The organism is Bradyrhizobium sp. AUGA SZCCT0176 (assembly GCF_018130145.1).
Lineage (GTDB): Bacteria > Pseudomonadota > Alphaproteobacteria > Rhizobiales > Xanthobacteraceae > Bradyrhizobium.
The window spans coordinates 700,725-724,172 of the sequence record NZ_JAFCMB010000001.1 but is presented as its reverse complement, the minus strand read 5'-3'; the positions used below and the strand labels follow the sequence as shown (position 1 = coordinate 724,172).

At 62.4% G+C, this 23,448-nt stretch carries 20 protein-coding genes; 5 read left to right on the top strand and 15 right to left on the bottom strand.

Features of this window, described 5'->3' with window-relative positions:
* Nucleotides 1-310 precede the first annotated feature (310 nt).
* Nucleotides 311-1,249 carry a dioxygenase gene (locus JQ600_RS03365; RefSeq protein WP_212265051.1) on the bottom strand — a complete coding sequence of 313 codons (939 nt, stop codon included), beginning with the start codon at nucleotides 1,247-1,249 and terminating at the stop codon, nucleotides 311-313.
* Between the two features lie 134 nt (nucleotides 1,250-1,383).
* Here JQ600_RS03365 and JQ600_RS03360 point away from each other — a divergent pair, with 134 nt between their 5' ends.
* Nucleotides 1,384-2,646 carry a serine hydrolase gene (locus tag JQ600_RS03360; RefSeq protein WP_212265052.1) on the top strand — a complete coding sequence of 421 codons (1,263 nt, stop codon included), beginning with the start codon at nucleotides 1,384-1,386 and terminating at the stop codon, nucleotides 2,644-2,646.
* A 50-nt stretch (nucleotides 2,647-2,696) separates the two neighbouring features.
* Here JQ600_RS03360 and JQ600_RS03355 read toward each other — a convergent pair whose 3' ends face one another.
* The 3 genes from JQ600_RS03355 to JQ600_RS03345 all read right to left on the bottom strand — a co-directional run bounded on the left by JQ600_RS03355 (nucleotide 2,697) and on the right by JQ600_RS03345 (nucleotide 5,665).
* Nucleotides 2,697-4,016 (bottom strand): TRAP transporter large permease, encoded by a 1,320-nt coding sequence (locus JQ600_RS03355; RefSeq protein WP_212265053.1) that lies wholly within the window; start codon nucleotides 4,014-4,016, stop codon nucleotides 2,697-2,699.
* A complete protein-coding gene (locus JQ600_RS03350) occupies nucleotides 4,013-4,528 on the bottom strand; it encodes a TRAP transporter small permease (protein ID WP_212265054.1) in 516 nt (171 codons plus the stop codon). The genes JQ600_RS03355 and JQ600_RS03350 overlap by 4 nt, the downstream gene beginning before the upstream one ends.
* Nucleotides 4,529-4,666: 138 nt before the next feature.
* The gene (locus JQ600_RS03345; protein ID WP_212265055.1) at nucleotides 4,667-5,665 is read right to left on the bottom strand and encodes a TRAP transporter substrate-binding protein; all 999 of its coding nucleotides are present in this window, start codon (nucleotides 5,663-5,665) and stop codon (nucleotides 4,667-4,669) included.
* 277 nt (nucleotides 5,666-5,942) lie between these two features.
* Here JQ600_RS03345 and JQ600_RS03340 point away from each other — a divergent pair, with 277 nt between their 5' ends.
* The gene (locus JQ600_RS03340) at nucleotides 5,943-7,451 is read left to right on the top strand and encodes a sensor histidine kinase (protein ID WP_212265056.1); all 1,509 of its coding nucleotides are present in this window, start codon (nucleotides 5,943-5,945) and stop codon (nucleotides 7,449-7,451) included.
* A 193-nt stretch (nucleotides 7,452-7,644) separates the two neighbouring features.
* Here the strand turns inward: JQ600_RS03340 and JQ600_RS03335 are convergent, their stop codons facing one another.
* Nucleotides 7,645-7,911 (bottom strand): hypothetical protein, encoded by a 267-nt coding sequence (locus tag JQ600_RS03335; RefSeq protein WP_212265057.1) that lies wholly within the window; start codon nucleotides 7,909-7,911, stop codon nucleotides 7,645-7,647.
* Nucleotides 7,912-8,557: 646 nt separating this feature from the next.
* Between JQ600_RS03335 and JQ600_RS03330 the strand changes: the two genes are divergently transcribed.
* Complete coding sequence (locus JQ600_RS03330; RefSeq protein ID WP_212265058.1) at nucleotides 8,558-8,953, top strand: helix-turn-helix domain-containing protein; 396 nt, start codon at nucleotides 8,558-8,560, stop codon at nucleotides 8,951-8,953.
* Nucleotides 8,954-9,147: 194 nt separating this feature from the next.
* On the opposite strand, the gene JQ600_RS03325 is transcribed toward JQ600_RS03330, so the two are convergent.
* The gene (locus JQ600_RS03325) at nucleotides 9,148-9,567 is read right to left on the bottom strand and encodes a hypothetical protein (protein WP_212265059.1); all 420 of its coding nucleotides are present in this window, start codon (nucleotides 9,565-9,567) and stop codon (nucleotides 9,148-9,150) included.
* Between the two features lie 94 nt (nucleotides 9,568-9,661).
* Between JQ600_RS03325 and JQ600_RS03320 the strand changes: the two genes are divergently transcribed.
* Nucleotides 9,662-10,483 (top strand): enoyl-CoA hydratase, encoded by an 822-nt coding sequence (locus JQ600_RS03320; protein WP_212389106.1) that lies wholly within the window; start codon nucleotides 9,662-9,664, stop codon nucleotides 10,481-10,483.
* A 162-nt stretch (nucleotides 10,484-10,645) separates the two neighbouring features.
* On the opposite strand, the gene JQ600_RS03315 is transcribed toward JQ600_RS03320, so the two are convergent.
* The 8 genes from JQ600_RS03315 to JQ600_RS03280 form a co-directional block, all read right to left on the bottom strand.
* Nucleotides 10,646-11,728 carry an isocitrate/isopropylmalate dehydrogenase family protein gene (locus JQ600_RS03315; protein WP_212389105.1) on the bottom strand — a complete coding sequence of 361 codons (1,083 nt, stop codon included), beginning with the start codon at nucleotides 11,726-11,728 and terminating at the stop codon, nucleotides 10,646-10,648.
* Nucleotides 11,729-11,860: 132 nt separating this feature from the next.
* Nucleotides 11,861-12,928: an alcohol dehydrogenase gene (locus JQ600_RS03310; protein WP_212389104.1), complete on the bottom strand. Its 1,068-nt coding sequence runs from the start codon at nucleotides 12,926-12,928 to the stop codon at nucleotides 11,861-11,863.
* Nucleotides 12,929-13,037: 109 nt separating this feature from the next.
* The gene (locus tag JQ600_RS03305; RefSeq protein WP_212389103.1) at nucleotides 13,038-14,018 is read right to left on the bottom strand and encodes an ABC transporter ATP-binding protein; all 981 of its coding nucleotides are present in this window, start codon (nucleotides 14,016-14,018) and stop codon (nucleotides 13,038-13,040) included.
* Nucleotides 14,015-15,010 carry an ABC transporter ATP-binding protein gene (locus JQ600_RS03300; protein WP_212389102.1) on the bottom strand — a complete coding sequence of 332 codons (996 nt, stop codon included), beginning with the start codon at nucleotides 15,008-15,010 and terminating at the stop codon, nucleotides 14,015-14,017. Before JQ600_RS03300 ends, JQ600_RS03305 begins: the two co-directional genes overlap by 4 nt.
* The gene (locus JQ600_RS03295; protein WP_192734835.1) at nucleotides 15,007-15,879 is read right to left on the bottom strand and encodes an ABC transporter permease; all 873 of its coding nucleotides are present in this window, start codon (nucleotides 15,877-15,879) and stop codon (nucleotides 15,007-15,009) included. The genes JQ600_RS03300 and JQ600_RS03295 overlap by 4 nt, the downstream gene beginning before the upstream one ends.
* Nucleotides 15,866-16,816: an ABC transporter permease gene (locus JQ600_RS03290; protein WP_212265066.1), complete on the bottom strand. Its 951-nt coding sequence runs from the start codon at nucleotides 16,814-16,816 to the stop codon at nucleotides 15,866-15,868. The genes JQ600_RS03295 and JQ600_RS03290 overlap by 14 nt, the downstream gene beginning before the upstream one ends.
* A 6-nt stretch (nucleotides 16,817-16,822) precedes the next feature.
* Complete coding sequence (locus JQ600_RS03285; protein ID WP_212389101.1) at nucleotides 16,823-18,364, bottom strand: ABC transporter substrate-binding protein; 1,542 nt, start codon at nucleotides 18,362-18,364, stop codon at nucleotides 16,823-16,825.
* 153 nt (nucleotides 18,365-18,517) lie between these two features.
* Nucleotides 18,518-19,723, bottom strand: a complete 1,206-nt coding sequence (locus JQ600_RS03280; protein WP_212489678.1) for a CaiB/BaiF CoA-transferase family protein — start codon at nucleotides 19,721-19,723, stop codon at nucleotides 18,518-18,520.
* A gap of 191 nt (nucleotides 19,724-19,914) precedes the next feature.
* Between JQ600_RS03280 and glgA the strand changes: the two genes are divergently transcribed.
* The gene (gene glgA, locus JQ600_RS03275; protein WP_212265069.1) at nucleotides 19,915-21,339 is read left to right on the top strand and encodes a glycogen synthase GlgA; all 1,425 of its coding nucleotides are present in this window, start codon (nucleotides 19,915-19,917) and stop codon (nucleotides 21,337-21,339) included.
* Nucleotides 21,340-21,472: 133 nt separating this feature from the next.
* On the opposite strand, the gene JQ600_RS03270 is transcribed toward glgA, so the two are convergent.
* The gene (locus JQ600_RS03270; RefSeq protein WP_212489677.1) at nucleotides 21,473-23,419 is read right to left on the bottom strand and encodes an alkyl/aryl-sulfatase; all 1,947 of its coding nucleotides are present in this window, start codon (nucleotides 23,417-23,419) and stop codon (nucleotides 21,473-21,475) included.
* Nucleotides 23,420-23,448: the final 29 nt, after the last annotated feature.

The window sequence follows — 23,448 nt, the reverse complement described above, 5'->3', positions numbered from 1 at the left end:
CTCCTTTGCGTCTGAACGGGCCGTCCGATTGGTGCCGCCGCGCGAGGCGCAAAAAGGCGCGTTCCGGGGAGGCCCCGGAATGGCGGCGATACAATTCGGATGAGTGGTCTCAAGGGACGGCATCAATGGCGTCAGCACTAACTATTCAAGCTTCGTGCCAAGCCCTTTTCAGCGAAAAAAGCCTAATTATTTCAATTAATTGATGATTTGGCGAGGTGACGCCGAAGGATAGCTAGTCGCATTCTAAATTTGCGATTCGCTCAATTCTTGTGCGGCGCACAAGAATTGAGCAGATGCAAAAACAGTGGTTTCAGGCGTGCTCGGTGGCCTTGTCAGTTGTCTTGTCAGTCGTCTTCGCCATCATCGGTTTTGGGGCGGCGCCATCGCCCGCTTTCATCCTGAACTCGTAGGTCATCAGGTGCCACGGTGCGGCCGCGGGCTTGCCGTCCGGCATGACCGCGTCGGTGCGCTTTTCGATCTTCGCGACCAGCTCGTCCTTGACGCCGAACACCACGTCGGAATCGAGATATTTGTCGCCTTCCATGAACACATGGGTGATCAGCGGCTGATAGCCGGGCGCATCGACCAGGAAGTGCACATGCGCCGGCCGCATCGCGTGCCGCCGGGTCTGGATGATCATTTCGCCGACCGGACCGTCGGTCGGGATCGGATAGCTGCACGGCAAAATGGTGCGGAAGAAGAACCGGCCATCGGCATCGGTGACGAAGCGCGCCCGCGACGAGGGGCCCTCCGTCGCATAAGACGCCTTCTGTGAATCGTAATAGCCCTCGTCGTCGGCGTGCCAGATATCGACGGGAACATTCGCCAGCGGCTTGCCGGCGAGGTCGGTGACACGGCTTTGCACGAACATCCGCTCGCCCGGCAAATTGGCCGAGACATCGGTGCCGTGCGGCATCACCTTGTGTTCGCCGACATAGAACGGCCCGAGCACGGTGGTCTCGGTGGCGCCTTCGCGTTCGCGATGATTGACGGCGTCGACCAGCATCGAGACCCCGAGCACGTCGGAGAGCAGGATGAACTCCTGGCGGATCGGGGTGCACTTCTGACCGGTCCGGGTCAGGAAATCGATCGCGTATTCCCATTCCTCGAAGGTGAGATCGGTCCGGCTGACATAATCGTGCAGCGATTTCACCAGTTCCTGCAGCAGGAATTTCGCCCGCGGATCCGGCGTGTCTTCGAAGCTGCGGATCACGGCGGCGGTCAGTTCGGTCTCGTTGAATTGGGGCATTTGGCTGTCCTGCGGGGTGCATGGTGGCTGGGCCAAGCCTACACCACCGTACCGCACGGGGTAAGCGCAGGCGGTTGGAACGGGGCACACTTTTCGGCTATCAAGGCTCCCTCGCCAGCCGGAGATCAGCCCTGATGTTAGCCCCTACCCCCGCCACGCCCGAGTCTGCCGGAATGTCGAAGCCGGCGCTTGACCGTCTCGAGAACCATCTGAAGCAGCGCTACATCGACGCCGGCCGCTTCCCGGGAACGCAGGTCCTGATCTACCGCCGCGGCAAGGTCGTGCACTCGACCGTGCAGGGCTTTGCCGATATCGAGCGCAAGGTCCCGGTCAAGGACGACACCATCTTCCGCATCTATTCGATGACCAAGCCGATCACGAGCGTGGCGTTCATGATGCTGCTCGAAGAGGGCCGCGTCGCGCTCGACGAGCCCGTCCATAAATACATTCCGGAATGGAAGAACCTCGGCGTGTTCCAGGCCGGCACCTTCCCGGCCTTCCTGACCCGGCCGCCGTCGCGGCCGATGCTGATCGTGGACCTGTTGCGCCACACCTCGGGTCTTACTTATGGCTTCCAGCAGCGCTCCAATGTCGACGCCGCCTATCGCGAAAACAAGATCGGCGAGGTCATCAAGGCCGGCACGCTGCAAAGCATGATCGAGGACCTCGCCAAGATCCCGCTGGAATTTTCGCCGGGCGAAGGCTGGAACTATTCGGTTGCCACCGACGTGGTCGGCTATCTGATCGGCAAAATCAGCGGCATGCCGTTCGAGCAGTTCCTGAAGGAACGCATCTTCAATCCGCTCGGCATGAACGACACCGACTTCTTCGTGCCGGCGGACAAGGCGCACCGGTTCGCAGCGTGCTATTCCGCCGGCGTACAGATCGGCATGACGGCCGGCGAGGCCACATTGAAGCTGCAGGATGACCCGGCTACGAGTTCGTTCCTTACCCCCCCCTCCCTCGTCTCCGGCGGAGGCGGCCTGTGCTCGACGGCGGCCGACTATCTCACCTTCTGCCGGGCGCTCCTCAATGGCGGCGAGCTTGGCGGCGTCAGGCTCATCGGGCCTAAGACGCTCCACTTGATGACGTCGAACCATCTGCCCGGCGGGTTGGATCTACCCGGCATGTCGCGTTCGCTGTTCAGCGAAGCCGCCTATAACGGAATCGGGTTCGGTCTCGGCTTTGCCGTCACCATGCACCCGGCGCAGACGCTGATTCCCGGCAGCCCCGGCGAATACAACTGGGGCGGTGCGGCAACGACGTCGTTCTTCATCGATCCTGCGGAAGAACTGATCACGATCTTCATGACGCAGGTGCTGCCGTCGAGCGCCTATCCGCTGCGTCGCGAGCTGCGCACCCTGGTGTATTCGGCGATCACCGACAGCAATCTTTGAAGCACAGCGTTCCGTCCCGCGGCGCGCACGATCGCCGCGGGGATTTCCGATTACTTCAGCATCTCCGGCACGATCAGGCGCGGCAAGAACAGCGATACGCTGGGCCAGATGATCAGCGCCGCCAGCACCAGCAGCATCGGTATCAGCATGATGACCGTGTCCTTGAGCGCATAGCGCAGCCGCACCCCCGCAATCGAGCACGCGATCATGAGGCACAGGCCGTAAGGCGGTGTCACCAGCCCGAACGCCAGCGAGACGATCGAAATGATCGCGAACTGCACCGGGTGCAGATCGACCGATCGCGCCAGCGGCTCCAGCACGGTACCGACGATCACGATCGCCGGAATGGCGTCGAGGAAGCAGCCGACGACCAGGAAGCAGAAGGCGATGAAGAAGCCCGCCGCGATCGGTCCCATACCCCAGGTCGAGACGTTGGCGAGCAACCCCTCCGGAATCTTGTAATAGGCCAGCAGCCAGCCGAATGCGCTCGCCGTGCCAATGCAGAACAGCGCGACCCCGGCCAGCCGTCCGGTGTCGAGCAAAGCCTTGTAGAGCTCCTTGGCGCCGGTTTCCCGGTAAAAGAAGGTCGACAGCGCCACCGAATACAGCACCGCGACGCAGGCGGATTCGGTCGCCGTGAACCAGCCGAGGAGAATACCGCCGACGATGATGAACGGCGTCACCAGCGCTGGAATCGAACGCCAGAGCGAGCAGCGCATCTCCACCCAGCTGGACTTTGGATAGGTCGGATAACCACGCCGGACTGCATAAATATGCACGGTTGCCATCTGCGCGCCCGCGATCAGCAATCCCGGCACGATGCCGGCCAGGTACATCGCCGCGATCGATGTCGAGATCAGCCCGCCCCACACGATCATCAGGATCGACGGCGGGATGATGACCGCGAGCACCGCCGACACCGCGGTGATGGCGATCGAGAACGAGAGGTCGTAACCCTCCTTGGTCTGGGCATCGATGAAGATCTTCGACTGGCTCGCCGCATCCGCGGTCGAGGAGCCGGAGATGCCAGCGAAGAACACCGACAGCACCACGTTGATCTGCGCCAGCGAGCCCGGCCAGTGCCCGACCATCGCGCGCGACAGCGCCACCAGCCGGTCGGTAATGCCGCCGATGCTCATCAGGTTCGCCGTCAGCAGGAAGAACGGCACCGACAGCAGGATGAAAGAATTGTAGGCGTTGAAGGTTTCCTGCGCGAGCATCATCATCGACAGCCGCGGCTCGATCAGCAGGATCGGCAGGCAGGCGAGCCCGAGCGCGAAGGCGACCGGTACGCGGATGATCAGCAGCCCGATGAAGGTGCCAAACAATACCAGCGCGGCCTCGCCGGAGGAGAGAACACTGCCGCTCATCGCTGAGCCCCCATCAGGATTCGCATTTCATCGACGATCTGTTCGCCCGCGAACGCGATCCATGTGAAGCCTGCCACCGGCCATGCGACGTGAATCAGCCAGAGCGGCAGATCGGCCAGCTCCGAAGTCCTGTTCCAGGCAAAGCGCGTGAACTCGATGCCCGCCCACACGAACACCAGCGCCAACGCCAGGATGCCGAGGCGCGCCAATATCCGCACCGCGGCCTCGGAGCGCCGCGACAAATCGGGCCACACATCGACTTCGAAATGCTGCGCCTCCCTGACGCCGACCATGGCCCCGATCATGATGGTCCATATGAACAGGAAACGCGCCATTTCCTCGGTCCAGATGTAGGACGGGATGAAGGGCGTATAGCGCGAGATGATCTGCAGCGTGACGGGAATGACCAGGATGCCGACGCAAGCCGCCAGCAGGATTTCCAGCAATTTGCCATAGGCGCGCGTCAGTCGCCGCCACAGAGACGGGTTGAAATCGATCGGCAGTTCGGTCATTGGCGCCCCCGCGCGGTAATACTCATCGAACGGGGCAAGCGGTGAAGCTTGCCCCGAAACTCCGGTCTGCGACGCGCAGCCGTCTTATTTGGGCATGATCTTTTCGGAAAACCGGTACCCACTTTTCCGGATCATGCCCTAGGCGATGTTGATTTTTTCGAAGATGCCCTCGGCGCCGATTTCCTTGGCGTAGGTGGCCATCACAGGATCGGCGAGCTTCTTCATGGCGTCGCGCTCCTGGAACGGAACGCGCTTGAGCTTGCCCGCCTTCTCCAGCGCGTCGAGCTTGATGACTTCCTCGCTGGACTCGAGCTTGCGGCCGAAATCACCGGCCTCCTTGCCCGCTTTCATGATGGCGTCCTGCAGATCCTTGGGCAGGGTCTTGAGCGTCTTCACCGAGAAGCAGATCGGCCGGATCGAGACCGCGTGCTCGGTCAGATTGAGGTGCGGCGCCACTTCGTAGAACTTCATCGCCTCGACGCCGGCGGCTTCGTTCTCGCCCGCGGCGATCACGCCATTCTGGATGGCGTTGTAGACTTCGTTATAGGCGATCACCGTCGGGCTCATGCCGACGGCTGCGAACGTCTTCGACCAGATCGGCGCACCCTGCACGCGCACCTTGAGGCCCTTGAGGTCGGCCAGATTCTTGCACGGCTTGTTGGCGAAGATGTTGCGGATGCCGCCGCCGGAATAGCCGACCAGCACCACCTCGGCCTTCGCGGCGACTTCGTCGGCGATCGGCGCCAGGATATTCGCTTCAACGACCTTGTTCATGTGGTCGATGCCCTTGAACACAAAGGGCGCATCGATGAACGGCGCCGCCTTGGCGAAGGTCGACATGTGGGCCGGCGAGACGATGCCGTAATCGACCGCTTTGCCCTGCGACATGTACTCGAAATACTGCTTCTCGAGACCGAGGGACGAGTTCTTGTGCAGCGTGAAATTGACGGGCTTGCCGTAATACTTCTTCACCAGCTCTTCGAACCGAACCAGCGCCTTGGTAAACGCGTGGTCGTCGTTGAACTGCACGGCGCCGTTCAGCGTGACAGGCGCCTGCGCCTTCAGGATGGATGGCATTCCAAGAACGCCCGCGGCCGCTGTCGCACCGAGCCCAGCCAATACTGTTCTGCGATTCATGTTGTCCCCTCCCTGAGCCCCGCCCTTGTACCGGGTCGTGGGCTTTGCCGACGTTGCGGCTTGCAATTTTCGGAGCGTATTCAAAAGAACGCTGCGATGGAAGCTAATTCCAATGCGCGGATTGAACAGCATAATGCTGCAGCGTACGGAATGATGCGGCGCACCAAGCAGGCCACCGCTCCGCCGGTCACGAACGCGAAATCGGACTAAAATCCTTGGCGGATGCCGGCTGCTTCTCCTATGCTCGCGGCGGTTGGGGGCCGATCCGGGACGAGCATTGCCAAAGCTTTCACTGCCGATGCGTCTCGTCCTTCTGGTGGCGGGAACCACGCTGCCGCTGATCATTTTCGCGGCCGGCATCGTTTTCAATAATTACGGCCAGGACCGCAAGGACGCCACGCAGCGCGTGCTCGAAACCGTACGCGGCATCCGCCTCGTGCTCGATGCCGAAATGCAGCGCATGACCGGCGGGCTCCAGGTGCTGTCGCTGACCAACGCGCTGCGGGACCGCGACTTCGACGGTTTCCGTCGCATCGCTACCGGTTTCCTCGAACAATACGGCAGGGACGGCGTGGTGCTGGTGGCGGACCGCGAAGGTCGCCAGCTGTTCTCCTCGGTCACGCCTGACACCGCCACCCTTCCGCTGCGCAACAACCTTGACCTTGTCGAGAAGGTGTTCGCGACCAAGCGTCCATACTACTCGAACCTGTTCACCGGCGTGGTCAAGAAGGGGCTGATCGTGACGGTCGAAGTGCCGGTCATTCGCGACGGCGAGGTGATCTACGACATCTCGTTCAGCCCGCCGATCGAGATTTTCCAAGAGATGATCGAAAAGCAGCTTCCGGGCAAGGACTGGACGATTTCGATCTTCGACGGCGAAGGCACCAATTTCGCGCGTGTACCGAACCCGCAGAACACCATCGGCCAGCGGGCATCGCCGTCGCTCTATGCGGAGCTGTTCCGCAAACCCGAGGGGACCTTTGCGACCGTGTCGCTCGAAGGCGTGCCGCTGATCACCGGCGTTGCGCGCTCCTCGCTCACCGGCTGGACGGTCGCCGGCGGGATTGCGGAAAGCTCGCTGGTCGCGCCCCTGTGGCGCAGTCTCGCGATCACCAGCGTGATCGGGGGCGTGCTGCTGCTGGTCGGCCTTGCCTTTGCGGTGCGGATGGCGACGGCGATTGCCCGCGGCGAGATGCTGCACGATCTCCTGATCGACGAGCTCAACCACCGCGTCAAGAATACGCTCGCGATCCTGCAGTCGATCACCACCCAGACCTTCCGCAGCGCCAGCCGGGCAGAGCGCGAGAAATTCGAGGGCCGGCTGGGTGCGCTCGCCGAAGCGCATAATCTGTTGAGCCAGGAGAAATGGCAGGGCTCCGAGTTGCAGGACGTCATCGCACGGGTTCTCAAGCCCTATCTGCTCAACAATCCGGATCGGGTGCGGATGTTCGGACCGATGGTGCCGCTATCGCCGCGGCTCGCCGTGGTGCTGTCGATGATCGTGCACGAGATAGCGACCAATGCCGCAAAATACGGTGCGCTGTCGAACGACAGTGGAACCGTTGCGCTGGATTGGGAGATCATCGCGCAAAGCGATGGCCGCAAACTTCGGATGATCTGGACCGAATCCGGCGGGCCGCACGTTTCTGCGCCGGTGCAGCGCGGTTTCGGCTCGCGCCTGATCGAGCGCAGCGCGCGCGACCAGCTCGGCGGCGAAGCCACCGTCGACTTTCTGCCGCGCGGCGTCGTCTGCACGGTGACTGCAGCGCTCGAGCAGGAGACTTGAGCGGACGGCGATTTCGACCGCGACGAGCCGCGGCGCGTGTTCGAAGGGCGGAACCGGTGGATGTCACCGCAGGTGGAGCCGGGATGGGGTTGCCCGCAACCAAAGAGCGACAACGAGTCGCACCGGCAAAGGCGCCGTGCAGGTCGACCGGTCGAGGAGTTTTTGCGCAGGCCTATCGGGCCGAAGGCAGCGCTTATTTGATGAGCTTCAAATAAGGCGGCAACCGCGGGCCCGGTGCGGCCTTGGTGGTCTGCGCAGCCTGAGCATCCGTCACCATCAGGTCGCACAATGCCTTGAGTTCGGAATCCGTCACCCGATGCAGTTCCATCCGAAGCTCGAGAATGGCCAGTGACAGCAATCTCGCGGTCTCCGGGCTGGCCTTATCCATCAGAAACGCCCGGCATTCCTCCAGCGTTGCGAGGAGCGACAGCAATCGTTCTTCTGAATGGGCCGCCGGCATTTTGTCAGTTCCCGAGCTTGCAAGGTAGATTGGAGGCGGTCCGGATCGTCGCTTCATGAGCCTCTCCACGAAAAGGCACCAAAATAATTCGGCCGCTGTCACGCAATGGATCGTGTGAGAGCCTGACCTGATGATCCCGAAGTTTTACTCAATTGTCCAGCGCGCTATCGATTTGAAAATCGTATCGACCGTGCTGTATTTTTCTAAATATCACGGTTGAGGCATGCGCGCGATACAAGCCACGGGAAGTCTTCGCGTACACCTAAAGCGGTATTTCATCAGCCCACAACCCGCCACAAATATCCGTAGAAGTACCGGGTACACAGGCGCTACACGGTAAGTATGCTCCCAAAATCTGTGGCAAGTGAACTCGCGGTGGTTGTAGTTTGTCGAATAGTTTGCCAAATGTACGGGTGCGGGGTTTTGCTAAATTATGCCCCGGGCGCCAATGGCTGGAGGCAGTCGACGGCGCCGGTATCAGGGTGTTTCCAATGCGCAAATGCGTTTGGCTACCATCCCGCAATCACTCGATATCCCGTGGTTCTAACGACGAACTCACGATCCTGACGAACTTAACGCGGTAAATGCGGATGAACCCCTGGCTTGATCGCTCAGGGTTTCCCGATCGAAGGACGGTAAAACCAGAATGAAAACATCAGCAGCAAAGAAGATGAAGCAGCGCAGTGCCGGCAAACCCGACATTGAATTGGGCAAGCGGATTCGCCTGCGGCGTGTTGAGCAGAAAATCTCGCAAGCAGAGCTTGGCGACAAGCTCGGCGTCAGCTTCCAGCAGGTCCAGAAGTACGAGAAGGGCGTCAACCGTGTCGGCGCAGCTCGTCTTCAGCAGATCGCTACCGCGCTCGATGTGCCCGTCACCTTCTTCTACGACGGCGACGGCAAGGCGCGTGAGGTCGAGAGCCTGCTGTTCCTCGACAGCGCTTTCAGCCTGCGGTTGTTGCGAGCCTACAGCAAGATCAAGGACCAGACCGTACAACGTCAGCTGGTGTCCTTGATGGAATCGATCGCAGCGAACGAAGGCTGATCGGTCGCCTGGTGTTTTCGCGCGGACCGGGGGCCGGTTCGCGCGAAGAACACGCGTGAAAAAAAAGTATGCGTCAAAAAAATACGCCGCGAACAACCACGCCTCCAACAAATCGCCTTGAACAAATCGACGTCTTCGACAAATAGACCCCGCTGCAACAAATAGAGCCCGGTTGTGACCCTGTCAGAACGGCTCTAGCTTCCGGCGCCGCGCACGCGATCGATCAACCCAAGCGGATCGTCCGGCACCCGAACGCCCCGCCTGGCCACGTGCTGGTCCGGCCGCGACAACACCAGACCCGACAGCACCAGACCGTTGCCATCATCGGTGGCAATGTCCGCTCCCTCGACATCGAGCACCCCAAGCGGCACACCCCTTAAGCGCGTCGCCGCTTCGAGCGCCGCGACGTCTGCGGCTGAATCGAACCTCAACAGCGTAAACCCCTCGCCCATGGCGTCGTAAATCGAACTGCCGTCGGCGCGCCGGAAATACGGCGTACGGCAGCCCGGGACCGTCGAGGGCGTATGGCGTATAGAGGCTCGTCGTGTAGGCCGGATGGAGTCATTCTTCTTGTCTGTTGCGAGCCACCATGGCACGCCACAGCGAAAACGCATGGCAGGATTGGTCTTGATTCCGGACCTTGCCCGGGGTCGCTGAACCATGGCACGACAGCCGGAAGCTTCCTGAACCCGGACTGGAGTCCGAGCGATGCTAGATGTTCCCAGCAACACCGAAAATTCCTACGCCGACGGCAAGATCCTGCAGAGCGTCAGCGACGGCGTCGGGGTCATCACCTTCAACAATCCCGAGAAGCGCAACGCCATGTCGCTCGAGATGTGGGAAGGGCTCGGCAGCGCGCTGATCGAATTGCGCGACAATCCCGACATCCGCGTCGTGATCATGGCCGGCGCCGGCGACAAGGCGTTTGTCTCGGGCGCCGATATCAGCCAGTTCGAAAAGACCCGCCACAACGCCGAAGCCTCCGAAGAGTATTCCAGGCGCAGTGCCGCGCAGCGTGCGTTGCTGGCGGACTACCCCAAGCCGACGATTGCCTGCATCCGGGGCTTCTGCCTCGGCGGCGGCATGCAGGTCGCGATGCTGGCGGACATCCGTCTTGCGGCCGACAACAGCCAGTTCGGCATTCCCGCCGCCAAACTCGGCATCGCCTATGGCTATGACGGCCTCAAGCATCTGGTCTCGCTGGTCGGGCCGTCCTGGGCGCGGCTCATCATGTATACGGGCATGCGGATCGACTCCACCGAAGCGCTGCGGATCGGCCTCGTCGATCGCGTCTTGCCCGGGCCTGATTTGTGGGACGCGACCATGGAGATCGCACGCACGATTTCCGGCAACGCGCCGCTCGCGATCAAGGCCGCCAAGATCACCATCGCCGAGGTGCTGAAAGACGAAAGCCGTCGTGACATGGAATCGATCAAGCAAATCGGCACCGCCTGCATGGACTCTGAGGATTTTCGCGAGGGCCGCACCGCGTTCATGGAAAAGCGCAAGCCGAAGTTCAAGGGTAAGTAACGGGAGCGCAGCGCCCTGTTCCATCATTGCGAGCGAAGCGAAGCAATCCATGTCGCAGCAAAAAGAAGAATGGATTGCTTCGTCGCGGAGCCTGTCATCGGGCGCGCATTCGCGCGATCCGTTGGCTCCTCACAAATTGGCTCCTCGCAAAGACGAAATCCCCTACAGCGCCGCCAATACCGCCTTGGTAATATCCGCGGTGCCGTTGCCGCCGCCGAATTCCATCGGCTTGATTCCGTCCGCATAGGCCTTGTCGACCGCGCGCTCGATGCGCTCGCCGGCTTCGGCGACGTTTTCGAGACCGTGCTTGTCGGCGAGCCAGTCCAGCATCATCGCCGCCGAAAGGATCATGGCCGTTGGATTGGCCTTGCCCTGCCCCATGATATCGGGCGCCGTGCCATGGCAGGGCTGGAACACCGCATGGCGGTCGCCGATATCCGCCGATGGCGCCATGCCGAGGCCACCGATCAGGCCGGCGGCGAGGTCGGAAAGAATATCGCCGAACATGTTCTCCGTCACCATGACGTCGAAATCCCAGGGGCGCTTGACCATCATGAGTGAACAGGCATCGACGTAAACCCGTTCGGCCCTGACATCAGGGTGGCGCCTGGCGGCCTCGTCGAACATCGCGCGGAAGAACGCGAACGCCCTGAACACATTTGCCTTGTCGACACAGGTTAGCCCGCCATTCGCCCGCCCGCGCGCCTTGCGGCGTTCGGCGAGACGGAACGAAAACTCGAACAGCCGCTCCGAGGTCTTGCGGGTGATGACGAGCGTCTCGCGCGCTTCGGTGTCGGTCACGACGCCCTTGCCCATCGACGCGAACAGGCCTTCAGTGGATTCCCTGATCAGAACAAGATCGATGCCCTTCTGATCGGCGCCGACGATCGGGCTCGGCACGCCTGGAATCAGCCGTGCCGGGCGCACGCCGGCATAGAGATCGAAATGCATGCGCAGTTCGATCTGCGGCGCGATCTCGGTATTGTCGGGGTAGCGTACCGACGGCAGACCGCAGGCGCCGAGCAGGATGGCGTCGGCTTCTTCGCACAGCCGCACCGTACTGTCCGGCATCGATTTTCCCGTCGCCAGATAATTATTGGCGCCAGCCGGCGCGTCGGTGAAGCGAAATTTCAGATCCGTTGTCGCCTCGATCTTTCGCAAGACTTCGAGCGCCGGGGCCATCACTTCAGGGCCGATGCCATCGCCGCCGAGTACGGCGATGTGGAGTGCGTTATTGGCGGACATGGGAATTCCCGAATGGTTGAGGGAGTCGTTCCGGGGCGATGCAAAGCATCGAACTAAGATGCGCAATTGCGCATCTGAGAATCTCGAGATTCCGGGTCTGGTGCTTACGCACCACCCTGGAATGACGGAAGCCTACGGCGTCAGCACCGCGCGCCCGACCAGCTTGCCTTTTTGCAAATCGGTCAGCGCCTCGTTGGCTTTCGCGAGCGGCATTGTCGTTACCGGGATCGGCGCGATCTTCTTGGTGCGGACCAGATCGAGCAATTCCTGGGTTTCGCGCAAATTGCCGACATAGCTGCCCTGGATCGTGATGGCCTTGATCGGAATCAGCGGCAGCGCCCAGGTCGCCCCGCCGCCGAACAGGCCGACGATCACGAGCTTGCCGCCCTTGGTCAGGCAGTCGAATCCGAGCTGCGTGGTCTGGGCGTTGCCGACGAGGTCGATCACCGCGCGGATCGGCCCGCCCGCTTTTTTCTGCAGCTGCTCCAGAGCATCAGCGGCCTTGCCGTCGACGGTCGCAAGCGCGCCTGCCGCCTCGGCGGCTTCGCGTTTGCGCGCGTCGATATCGACCATGATCGCGCCCTTGCCGCCCATCGCCTTCAGCAGCGACAGCGCCATCAGGCCGAGGCCGCCGGCGCCGAAGATCACGATCGGCGTATGCAGGACGTTCTCGACCTTTTTCAGCGCGCTGTAGGTGGTGACACCGGAGCAGGCATAGGGCGCGGCGGTGACGGGATCTAGCCCGTTCAGGTTCAACAGATATTTTGGGTGCGGCACTGTCATGTGATCGGCGTAGCCGCCGTCGCAATAGACGCCGAGCGAGTTCGGCTTGACGACGCACATGTTCTCGTCGCCGCCGACACAGGTCTCGCATTTACCGCAGCCGAGCCAGGGATAGACCAGCGTGACGTCGCCGACCTTGAGGCCACCGGTCGCGGCCTTGGCGTCGGGACCGAAGGCCAGGATCTCGCCGACGGTCTCGTGGCCCATCGTGCGCGGCAGCGAGACGCCGCGGTCTTTCAGCGACAGTGGCTTGCGCCCGTGGCCGAGATCGTAGCCGCCCTCCCAGATGTGGAGATCGCTGTGGCAGACGCCGGCGGCCTTCACCTTGACCAACACCTGCGATCCCGAGGGCTCCGGCGTCGGATGATCGACCTCTTTCAGGGGGGCGTTGAACTCGGCGACCTGGAAACTCTTCATCGGTTCTCTCCCGTCATTCTTGTTCTTGAGCAGGCATTTTCGAACGGACATCTTCTCAAGATGACATTGCCACGTCCATCCAGTCGAGACAAACGCGACCTTCCGATATTCAGATCAACGGATGATGGCAAGCCACGAACTGCCCCGATGCCACGGCGCGCAGTTCCGGCACCTCGTCGCTGCATCGCTGATCTGATCTGGGGCAGCGGGTCCGAAAACGGCAGCCGGACGGCGGCGAAATCGGCGATGGCGGCTCGCCGACCGGCACGGTTTCGGCAGGGCGGACGTCGGGATCGGGCACCGGGATCGCCTCGATCAAGAGCGCGGTATAGGGGTGCGCCGGTTTTGCAAAAAGTTGCTCGGACGGACCGACCTCGCACAACCGCCCGAGATACATCACCGCGACGCGGTCGCTAACCGCCTTCACGACCGCCAGATCATGCGCGATGAACAGCAGGGTCAAGCCATAGCGCGCCTTCATCTCCTCCAGCAGATTGAGGATCTGCGCCCGGATCGAAACGTCGAGCGCGGAGACCGGCTCGTCGCAGACGATGAATTCCGGATTGAGCACCAGCGCGCGCGCAATGCAGATGCGCTGGCATTGCCCGCCGGAGAATTCATGCGGCAGCCGTCCGACCACCAGCGCCGGATCAAGACCAACGGCGCTGAGCGCTTCGTCGACGAGTTGTTGGCGTTTGGCCGCATCCTTGACGCCCGAAATGATCAGCGGCTCGGCGATGATATCACCGATCCGCCGGCGCGGGTTCAGCGATGCGATCGGGTCCTGGAAGATCAGCTGCACGCGCTGGCGCATCAGGCGCAGCGTATCGCCCTGCATCGCCGTGAGATCCTGGCCGTCGAACAGCACGCGGCCCGATACCGGCCGGCGCAACTGCAGCACCGCACGACCGAGCGTCGACTTGCCGCAACCGGATTCGCCGACCAGCCCGAGCGTTTCGCCGCGGGCGATCTGCAGGGAAACGCCGGATACCGCGTGCACGATCTTGTTGCCGACCGGATATTCGACGACGAGGTTATCGACGTCGAGCAGCGGGTCGTTTGAAACGGCGGGTAAGGCTTGCTGCATCATGCGCCGGCACTCGCGCTTGCGTCGATCGGACGGAAGCAGGCAAATTGGTGACCGGGCGAGTCGGCTTCCTCAAGCCGCGGCTTCTCGACATGGCATTGTGCCCACGCATAGCGGCAGCGCGGCGAGAACGAACAGCCTTTCAGCGGCCGGGTCGGATCGGGTGGACGGCCCGAGATCGCCGGCAGCGGCGTATGTGGCGCGGCGTCAATCTTTGGAAGCGCGGCAAGCAGCGCCTCGGTATAGGGCATCCGCATTTTCTTGAACAAGGCCGGCGTCGGCGCACGCTCCACCACGCGGCCGGCATACATCACCGCGACTTCGTCGGTGCGGCCGGCGACGACGCCGAGGTCATGGGTGATGAGGATCATCGCCATATGGCGGCGGCGCTGCTCGCGCGCCAAGAGATCGAGGATCTGCGCCTGGATCGTGACATCGAGCGCGGTGGTCGGCTCGTCCGCGATCAGCAGCTTCGGTTCGCAGGACAGCGCGATCGCGATCGCCACCCGCTGCCGCATGCCGCCCGACAGCTGATGCGGATATTGCATCAGCCGCTGCTCCGGCGCGGGAATGCCGACCGCGGCGAGCAGCTCGATGCTCCGTTTGGTCGCAGCCACCATGTCAAGCTCGAGATGCTCCTGCAGCGTCTCGATCAACTGGGTGCCGATGGTCAGCACCGGATTGAGCGAGGTCATCGGGTCCTGGAACACGACCGCCAGCGAGCGCCCACGCAGCTTGCGCAGTTTCTCCGGTGACAACTGCAGCAGGTCCTGTCCGTCGAACATCACACGGCCGGAGAGTTTTGCTTTTTTCGGCAGCAATTGCAGGATCGCGCGGGACAGCATGGTCTTGCCGCAACCGGACTCGCCGACCACGCCGAGCGTCCGACCGGCGCCGACGGTGAGGTCGACATGGTCCACCGCGCGCAGATTGCCGCGCGGCGTCGGCAAATCGACGATGACATCCTCGACGGAAAGCAGCGTACTCTCTGTCACAGCGCGCCCTGACGAGGGTCGGTGAGCGCCCGCAGCGTGTCGCCGACCAGGTTAAAGGACAATACGGTCAGGAACATCGCGATTGCGGGAATGAAGGCCAGCCGGGGCGCCATCTCGAGACTTTCGCGACCCTCCCCGATCATGCTGCCCCAGCTCGATATCGGCGGCGGCACGCCGAGGCCCAGGAACGACAATGAACCTTCGGCCACGATGGTGATGGCGACGGCGAGCAGGAAGAACGCAAACAAGGGCAGCATGACGTTGGGCAGCAATTCGCGCAACAGGATGCGCGTATGCGTCGCGCCAAGCGCCTGTGCCGCGATCACGAATTCGCGGCGCGCCAGTGTCAGCGTAGCCGCCCGCGCCACCCGCATGAACGCGGGAACGCCGAGCAGGCCGAGAATAAAGGTCAAATGCAGGATCGACTGGCCGAGATAGGCGGTCACGGCCAGCGCAAGGATCAGCGGCGGAAACGCCAGCAGCACATCCATGCTGCCGACCACCACCGACTCGAACCGGCCGCGGAAATACCCCGCCAGTATGCCGAGCGCGCCGCCGAAGGTGAGCCCGATGATCGGCGCAAACAGTCCCACAATCAGCGATATCCGCGCACCGTAGATCACGCGGGCGAGTTCGTCGCGGCCGAGGCCGTCGGTGCCAAGCCAGTGCTCTGCCGAGAACGGCGCGCGCTTTTCCAGCATGTCCATGTCGGTCGGGCTCGGCAGCGGCAGCACGTCGGCGAAGATCGCTACCGTAAACACGAACATCATCCAGACGATCGCCATCCAGAACAGCGGTCCGAGCCGGCGGCCACGCCGCGCCGGGACTTCCGCAACTGACGCGTCGATGCCGAGTTCAAGCGTGGCCATGGCGGATCCTCGGATCGAGCATGGCGTAGAGCATATCGACGATGAAGTTGATCAGCACGAACCCTGCCCCGACCAGCAGCACCACGCCCTGCAGAATGATGAGGTCGCGCGTGGTGATGGCGCCGACCAGGAGCCGGCCAATTCCCGGCAGCGCAAAAACCGTCTCGACGATGACGGCGCCGCCGATCAATCGCCCGATATTGATTCCGGTGATCGTGACCAGCGTCAGCGACGAAGGCTTCAGCGCGTGCACGAACAGGATGCGCGACGCCTTCAGGCCCTTGGCCTTGGCCAGCGCGATATAATCTTCCTGCAGCGTCGCGATCATGTCGGAGCGAAGCACGCGCATGATGCCGGGCCATTCGGCGAGCGCCAGCGTCAACGCGGGCAGCACCATGAACCGCAGGTTTTTGGCCGGATCTTCGCCGAACGGCACGTAGCCCGTTGCCGGCAGCCAGCGCAGCTCCACCGCAAACAGATAGATCAGCAGGATCGCCGACAGGAAAGTCGGCACCGACAGCATGCCGAAAGCGGTGCCGGTCATGAAGCGATCGAACGAACCGCCGCTGCGCGCCGCGCAAATGATCGCCAGGGGAACGCCGATCGCAAGCGCGATGACCTGGGCCAGGACCATGAGTTCCAGCGAGATCGGAAGCCGCTCGGTAACCGCCTGCAATACGGTTTGCCCGGTGCGGAACGATCGGCCCAGATCGCCTTGGAGGATGTTGCCGAGCCAGCCGAAGTAACGGACCCAGATCGGCTGGTCCAATCCCATTTCCTGACGAAGGGCTGCGACCTTCTCCGGCGTCGCCTGATCGCCGAGGATCGTGTAGGCGAGATCGCCCGGCAGCAGCGACGCGATCAGAAACGTCAGCAGCGATACCGCGATCAGCACCGGCACGAGATACAGGAGCCTTCGCGCGACGAAACCCAGCATGCGCTGTTATTCCAGCCAGACGCGGGATACGTCGACGATTCCGCTGTACATCTTCGGCAAGCCTTTAACCTTCGCGCTCGACATTGCGTAATAGGTGTTCTGGAAAGTCCAGTACCAGATCGCTTCCTTGTTGATGAGCCGGCTGATGGCGCAGTAATCCTCGGCGCGCTTGGCCTGGTCGGCGGTGACCCGCGCGCGGTCCAGCAATTGATCGAGTTCCGGGTTCGAGTAATTGGCCAGCGCAACCGGGCTGCCGGTGCGGAAATTGGCATACATCTGGACGTCGGGATCGGCGAGATCGACGATCCGCCATGGCGTGACCTGGAACTGGCGCATGAAGGCACGTGGCGGGATCGTGGCCTGGTCAACCTGCTCGATTTCCATGTTGGCGCCGACCCGTTTCCAGAACTGCTGCAGCACCTGGCCGGTGGCGCGCCCGCGCGGCGTCGCCGTGACGAGCATCTTGAACTCGACCGGCTTGCCGTATTCCTTGATCAGCGCCTTCGCCTTCTCGGCGTCTTCGGGAAGCGCGCCGTCATCCTTGCACTTCACCCAGGAGCCGTCGCCATAGGGGTTGGTCGCCGGCCTTGCGAGACCATTGGTCAGCGCCTGCGACATCTTCTTGCGGTCGAGCGCCATCACCAGCGCCTGGCGCACGCGCACGTCGTCGAACGGTGCGACTTTTGTGTTGAAGGCGGCGACCGCCGCGCCGGAGCCGGCATAGGTATGCACCGTCAGCCTCGGATCCTTCTGCGCCTTCTGGATATTGTCGGCGTCAGCCTCGTCGTCCCAGACGACATCGGCTTCGCCGGATTGCAGGCTGGCGAAACGCGACTGCGCGTCCGGCAGCGGCTTCAGGACGATGCGATCGAGATAAACGCGGTCCTTGTCCCAGTAGTCCGGGTTCTTCTCAAGCACCAAGCGGTCGCCCGCGGTCCAGGATTTCAATATGAACGGTCCGGTGCCGACCGGATTGCGGTTGTAGTCGTCTCCCTTGGCTTTCCACGCCGTCGGTGAATGCACGGAATTGTTCCCGCTTGCGAAGCTCACCAGCGCCGGCATGTTCACCGAAGGGTCCTTCAGATTATAGACCACCGTCAGTTCGTCGAGCGCCTCCACGGAATTGACGAACGAAATGTAAAACGCGCAACGGCACTTGTTGGCGGGATCCTTCTGCCGGTCGACATTGTCCTTGAAGGCTTGTGCATTGAACGGTGTGCCGTCGTGGAATTTGACTCCGGGCCGCAGCTTGAAGGTCCAGGTCTTGAAATCTTCGGAGGACGACCAGGACAGTGCAAGCTTTGGTTGCACGACGCCCTTGTCATCGAGATAGGTGAGGGTGTCGAAGATCGCCGCAGCCGCCGTCAAGGCGGCCGTATCGTACACGCCGACCTTCAGCGGGTCGAAGCCTGCAATATCGAGTTCCAGCCCCATCGTGATGCTGCCGCCCTTCTTCTGGGCGTTGGCGGGAACAGCACAGAGCGAGACCGCAAATCCCGCCACAAGAAATACTCGCGCGAGTGCGCTCGAACGGACCGCAGCTGTCATGGATGCTCCCTCTCAAAGTGTCGTCCGTCCGGTGTTCCGGATCGTCGATGGCTGACGGTAAGATTGTCTGGAATCGCAGCCCCGGGCAAGACCGTTCCCAAAGCGGGATGAAAAGCCGCAGGCTCAAGCCTCGTCGCCGAAGCGCGATTTCCCTCAACCGCGCGCCGACTTCGGCGGTTTGCCGGCAAAGGCCGCGATTTCGTCTTCCGACAGCCCGGTCTCTTTCAGATAGGCACGCGTGTGCTCGCCAAGCGTCGACATGCGTTTCGCGGCAGAAACCCTGGCGCCCGACATGCGGAACGGCAGGTTGAGGACCTTGAAGCTGCCGCCGCCATCCTGGACCTCCGCCAACGCGCCGCGATGGGCGATCTGCGGATCCTTCAGCGCCTCGGCCACCGTGCGATAGGCCGATGACGGCACGCCGCGCTCATTGAGCGCGACGAGACAATGCTCGGTCGTCACCGCGCGCGACCACGCCTCGACGCCCTCCATCAGGCTGCCCCAGTTTTCACGGCGATCGGAATATTTCGCAAAGCGCGGGTCGCTGACCCACTCGGGATGACCGATCACCTTCATCAGGCTCTGGAAGGTTTTTTCGCTGGCGATCGCGACCATGACATAACCGTCCGACGTTTCGATCGGGCCGAACATCGGCCGCTGCGTCGCCTTGACCTCGAATTGCGACCACTGCAATTCGTTCAGTGTCAGACTCAGCATCGATTCCAGCATCGAAACGTCGATGTGCTGGCCCTTTTCGCTGTGGGCAAGCTGATACAGCGCCGCCGAGATCGCGCCGAACGCGTAGACGCCTGTCAGCACGTCGGCATGATAGATGCCGCAATAGTCCGGCCGGGTGCGCCCAGGCTGATAGGCCAGATGCGCCATTTCATATCCAGAGGCAGCATGGATCACCGGCGCATAGGCCGGCAGTTCGGCCGAGGGCCCGGTCTGGCCGTAGCCGGAGATCGAGCAGTAAATCAGTTTCGGATTGAGGGCGTGCAGTGAAGCGTAATCGAGCTTCAATCGCCGCATCACACCGGGCCGAAAATTCTCGACCAGCACGTCCGCGCCCGCGACCAGCCGGCGAACGGCTTCCACGCCAGCCGGCGATTTCAGGTCGAGCACGAGGCTGTTCTTGCCAACATTGAGCTGCCCGAACGCGGTGCTGCAGTTGTTCCGCACCGGCGGGCGGGTCCGCATCGTCTCGCCTTCGACGGTTTCGATCTTGATGACCTCGGCGCCCATGTCGGCGAGCATCCGCGTGCAGTGGGGTCCGGCGATCGTGGTTGAAAAATCTATAACGCGCAGGCCGGCGAAGCTCCCTGTCAAATTCCCCTCATCTGGATTATCTATAGTCATACTCAAAGCTCCCTCGGCCTTGCGGCTTCTCGTTCGCCTTTGGTTTTCCTGGCGCGGCATGACCCTAAATTGCGCGGCCACGGCATGGAAGCGTTTCTCCAGGAACCACCGGCTATCTGGCGCATTGCCGTCGATGAAAGTTGGACCTTTTCTTGCATAAGTCATAGTCAGGGTTGGTGCGAGGGCGTTCCTTGAAGGTCTTATTCGTAACCACGGAAATGGATGACTTCGTCCGGGTGGGCGGTCTTGCCGCCGTTTCCGCCGCCCTGCCCCGGGCGCTGCGCCCGTGGAGCGACGTCCGGATCATGTTGCCCGGCTACCGGGACATCCTCGAACAGTTCACCCACATTGAAATCGTTGGGCAATGCGCGCCTTTGGCCGAGATGCCGGCCTGCTCGCTCGGCCGGGCGTCGACGCGAGACGGCCTGCCAGTTTATGTACTGTTGTGCCCACAACTTTACGACCGGCCGGGTAACCCCTACGGCGACGAATCCGGGCGCGACTGGCCGGATAACGACATCCGCTTCGGACGATTTGCATCTGCCGCGGCCGAACTCGCCGCAGGCAGTCTGGACAAGAATTGGGCAGCGGATCTGGTCCACGCCAATGACTGGCAGGCCGCACTCGTACCAGCCTACCTCGCCTGGAAAGGTGTCAAGATCCCCTCGATCCTGACCATTCACAACCTGGCCTATCAGGGGCTGTTCCCGCGGGAGTCGCTGCGGCGGATCGGGGCGCCCGAAGCCTCCTTCCACATCGACGGTCTCGAGTTCTACGATCAGATGTCGTTCTTGAAGGGCGGCATCGTTTACGCCTCGCATCTGACCACGGTCAGCGCGACCTACGCGAAAGAGATCACGACGCCCGAGCTTGGCTGCGGGCTCGAGGGCTTGCTGCGGCAACGCTCGGACGCTTCGGAATTGACCGGCATCCTGAACGGCATCGACGAAAGCTGGGATCCGCGCGCCTGCGCGCAACTGGCGCAGCAGTTCGGCGCCGGCGATTGGCAAGGCAAGCAAGCCAACGCCGACTACGTCCGCAAGCAGTTTGGTCTTGCGGTATCGCGCGGTCCGATCTTCGGTCTGGTCGCCCGCCTCGTGCATCAAAAGGGCATCGACCTCGTTCTGTCCGCCGCCGACGCGATCGTCGAGGCCGGCGGACAAATCGTCGTCACCGGCAGCGGTGAGCCGTATATCGAACAGGCGCTGGTCGATGCGCATCGCCGCAGGCCGGACGCGATCGGCGTCGTCATCGGTTTCAACGATGGACAGGCGAGGCGAATTTTCGCCGGCAGCGATTTCACGCTGATGCCTTCGCGGTTCGAACCGTGCGGACTGAGCCAGATGTATGCGCAGCGGTTCGGATCGCTGCCGATCGGTCACCAGACCGGCGGGCTGGCGGAGACCATCAAGGACGGCGAGACCGGCTTCCTGTTCTCGCAGCCTTCGGCGGAGTCCTTCCTCGGCGGCGTGCGCCGCGCGTTCGATGCCTTCACGGCGAAAGACCGCCTCGACCTGATGCGTCGCAGCGCCATGGCGCGGTCCTTTAGCTGGGATCTTTCGGCGTCACTCTACAGCGCGTTGTACCGCAGGACGGTGGGATCGCACGCGGCGTGATGCTGGCCCACACAAAACTGTCATGCCCCGCGGAGGCGAGGTATCCAGTACGCCGCGGCCTCTCCGCTCTATCATCAACGTCTCTGGAATACTGGATCGCCCGCTTTTCGCGGGCGATGACGACGGGCGGTGCTCAACTCACCGCTGTCCGCTTCGGCTCGACGATCTCGAACATGCGAGGGAATTCGTCCATCAGCATCATCAATTCGCCAAGCCGCATCGGATTGCCGGTGACCTTGATCGCGCCGCTGCCGACCGCTTCTGGAAACGTCGTCAGCTTGGCGATGACTTCGTCGAGCACGCTGCGCGCCAGCGTGAACGTCGCATCGGCGTCCGCCGCCTGTGCGCCCGCCACGTAAGTCAGCGCGCTGTTCTCCAGATTGAGCACGAAGCTTTCGTTGGTGTCCGTAAAATGCCAATTCAGCACGATACGCTTGCCTTCGGCCTTGGGGCCGTTGAGGCGCACGCCGAGCACGTCCCATAGCTGCTCGGTGCGCAACGCGGCCAGCGTTTCGCGCGGCATCGCCGCGCGTGCCGGCACCTTCGGCATGCCCAGCCGCAATTCCTGCGCACCGAACAGATAGGCGTTGCGCCAGGTCGAACTCTCCGAAGCATAGCCAAGCTGCTCGAGCGTATCGGCCAGCATCGCGCGCGCGGCCTGATTGTCGGGATCGGCGAACACCAGATGGCCGACGGCCTGCGCCACAAAGCGAAACTCGCCCTTGGCGAAGTCTTTTCGGGCGCGATCGAGGATCGCCTCCGCACCGCCCATATACTCGACATATTTCCGGCCGGATTCGACCGGCGGCAGCGGATCGAGATTGACCGGATTGGCGTCATACCAGCCGAGATATTTCTGGTAGATCGCCTTCACATTGTGCCTGATATGGCCGTAGTAACCGCGTCCGTGCCAGGCGCCGTCGAGGCTCGCCGGCAGACGGATTGTTTCGGCGATTTCGGCCGCGGTGAGGCCGTGGTTCATCAGGCGGATGGTCTGGTCATGCGCGAATTTATAAAGATCGCGCTGCTGTCGGATCATGGTGTCGATCCGATCATGGCCCCACACCGGCCAATGGTGCTGGCCGCACATCGCATCGGCCTTGCCGCCCCACATCTGCAGCGCCTCGCCGAGATACTTCGACCACGCCAATGCATCGCGCACATCGGCACCACGGAACGGCAGCAGATTGTGGAAATTATGCGTGCAGTTCTCCGCGAGATTCAAAAGCTTGTAGCGCGGAATGAAGAAATGCATCTCCGCCGGCGCCTCGGAGTTCGGCGCCATCTGGAACTCGAACTCGAGGCCATCGATGGTGCGCTTGTCGCCGGTTGCAATGATCAAATCGGTCGGACGCAGCAGCGCGACCGATCCCGCCGCCATCGACTTGCCGAGACCGCAATCGACCTGCCCCTGCACGCCCTTGGCCAGCAGCGGCCCGAACTGATATTGCGCCCGGCGCAGCATCGCGGGCCCGGCGATGATGTTTTCGGAGACCGCGTGCTCCATGAAGAAATTCGGCGCTAATATCGGCACCCGGCCGCTTGCCAGGATTTCGTCGTCCAGCACGCCGCGCGCCCCGCCCCAATGGTCGGTGTGGGTATGGGTGAAGATCACGGCCACGACCGGGCGCTTGCCCCGGTGCTGGAAGTACAATTCCATCGCGGCGCGGGCGCCCTCGATCGACGTCAGCGTGTCCACCACGATCACGCCGCTGTCGCCCTCGATCAGCGTCATGTTGGCGATGTCGAGCCCGCGCACCTGATAGACGCCGGGGACCACCTCGAACAGGCCGTGATGCATGTTGAGGCGCGACTGCCGCCACAGGCTCGGATCCACGGTCGCGGGGGCTTCCTCGGCCGAAAGAAAGCCATAGGGCTCGAGGCTCCAGACCACCCTGCCCTGCGGCGAGGTCACCTTCGCGTTTTCGATGGTGCCGAGGAAGCCCCGCGCCGCATCGTCGAAATCGCGCGTGTCCGAAAACGGCAGCGCCTTGAGGGTCGCCGCATGCTGCGCAATGACCGGCGCGGAAGCTTGCTTGGGAGTTTCCTTGCGGACTTCCGCACTTGTTGTTTGGGTCATACTCGTTCACTCCCTCGCGTCGTGACAGA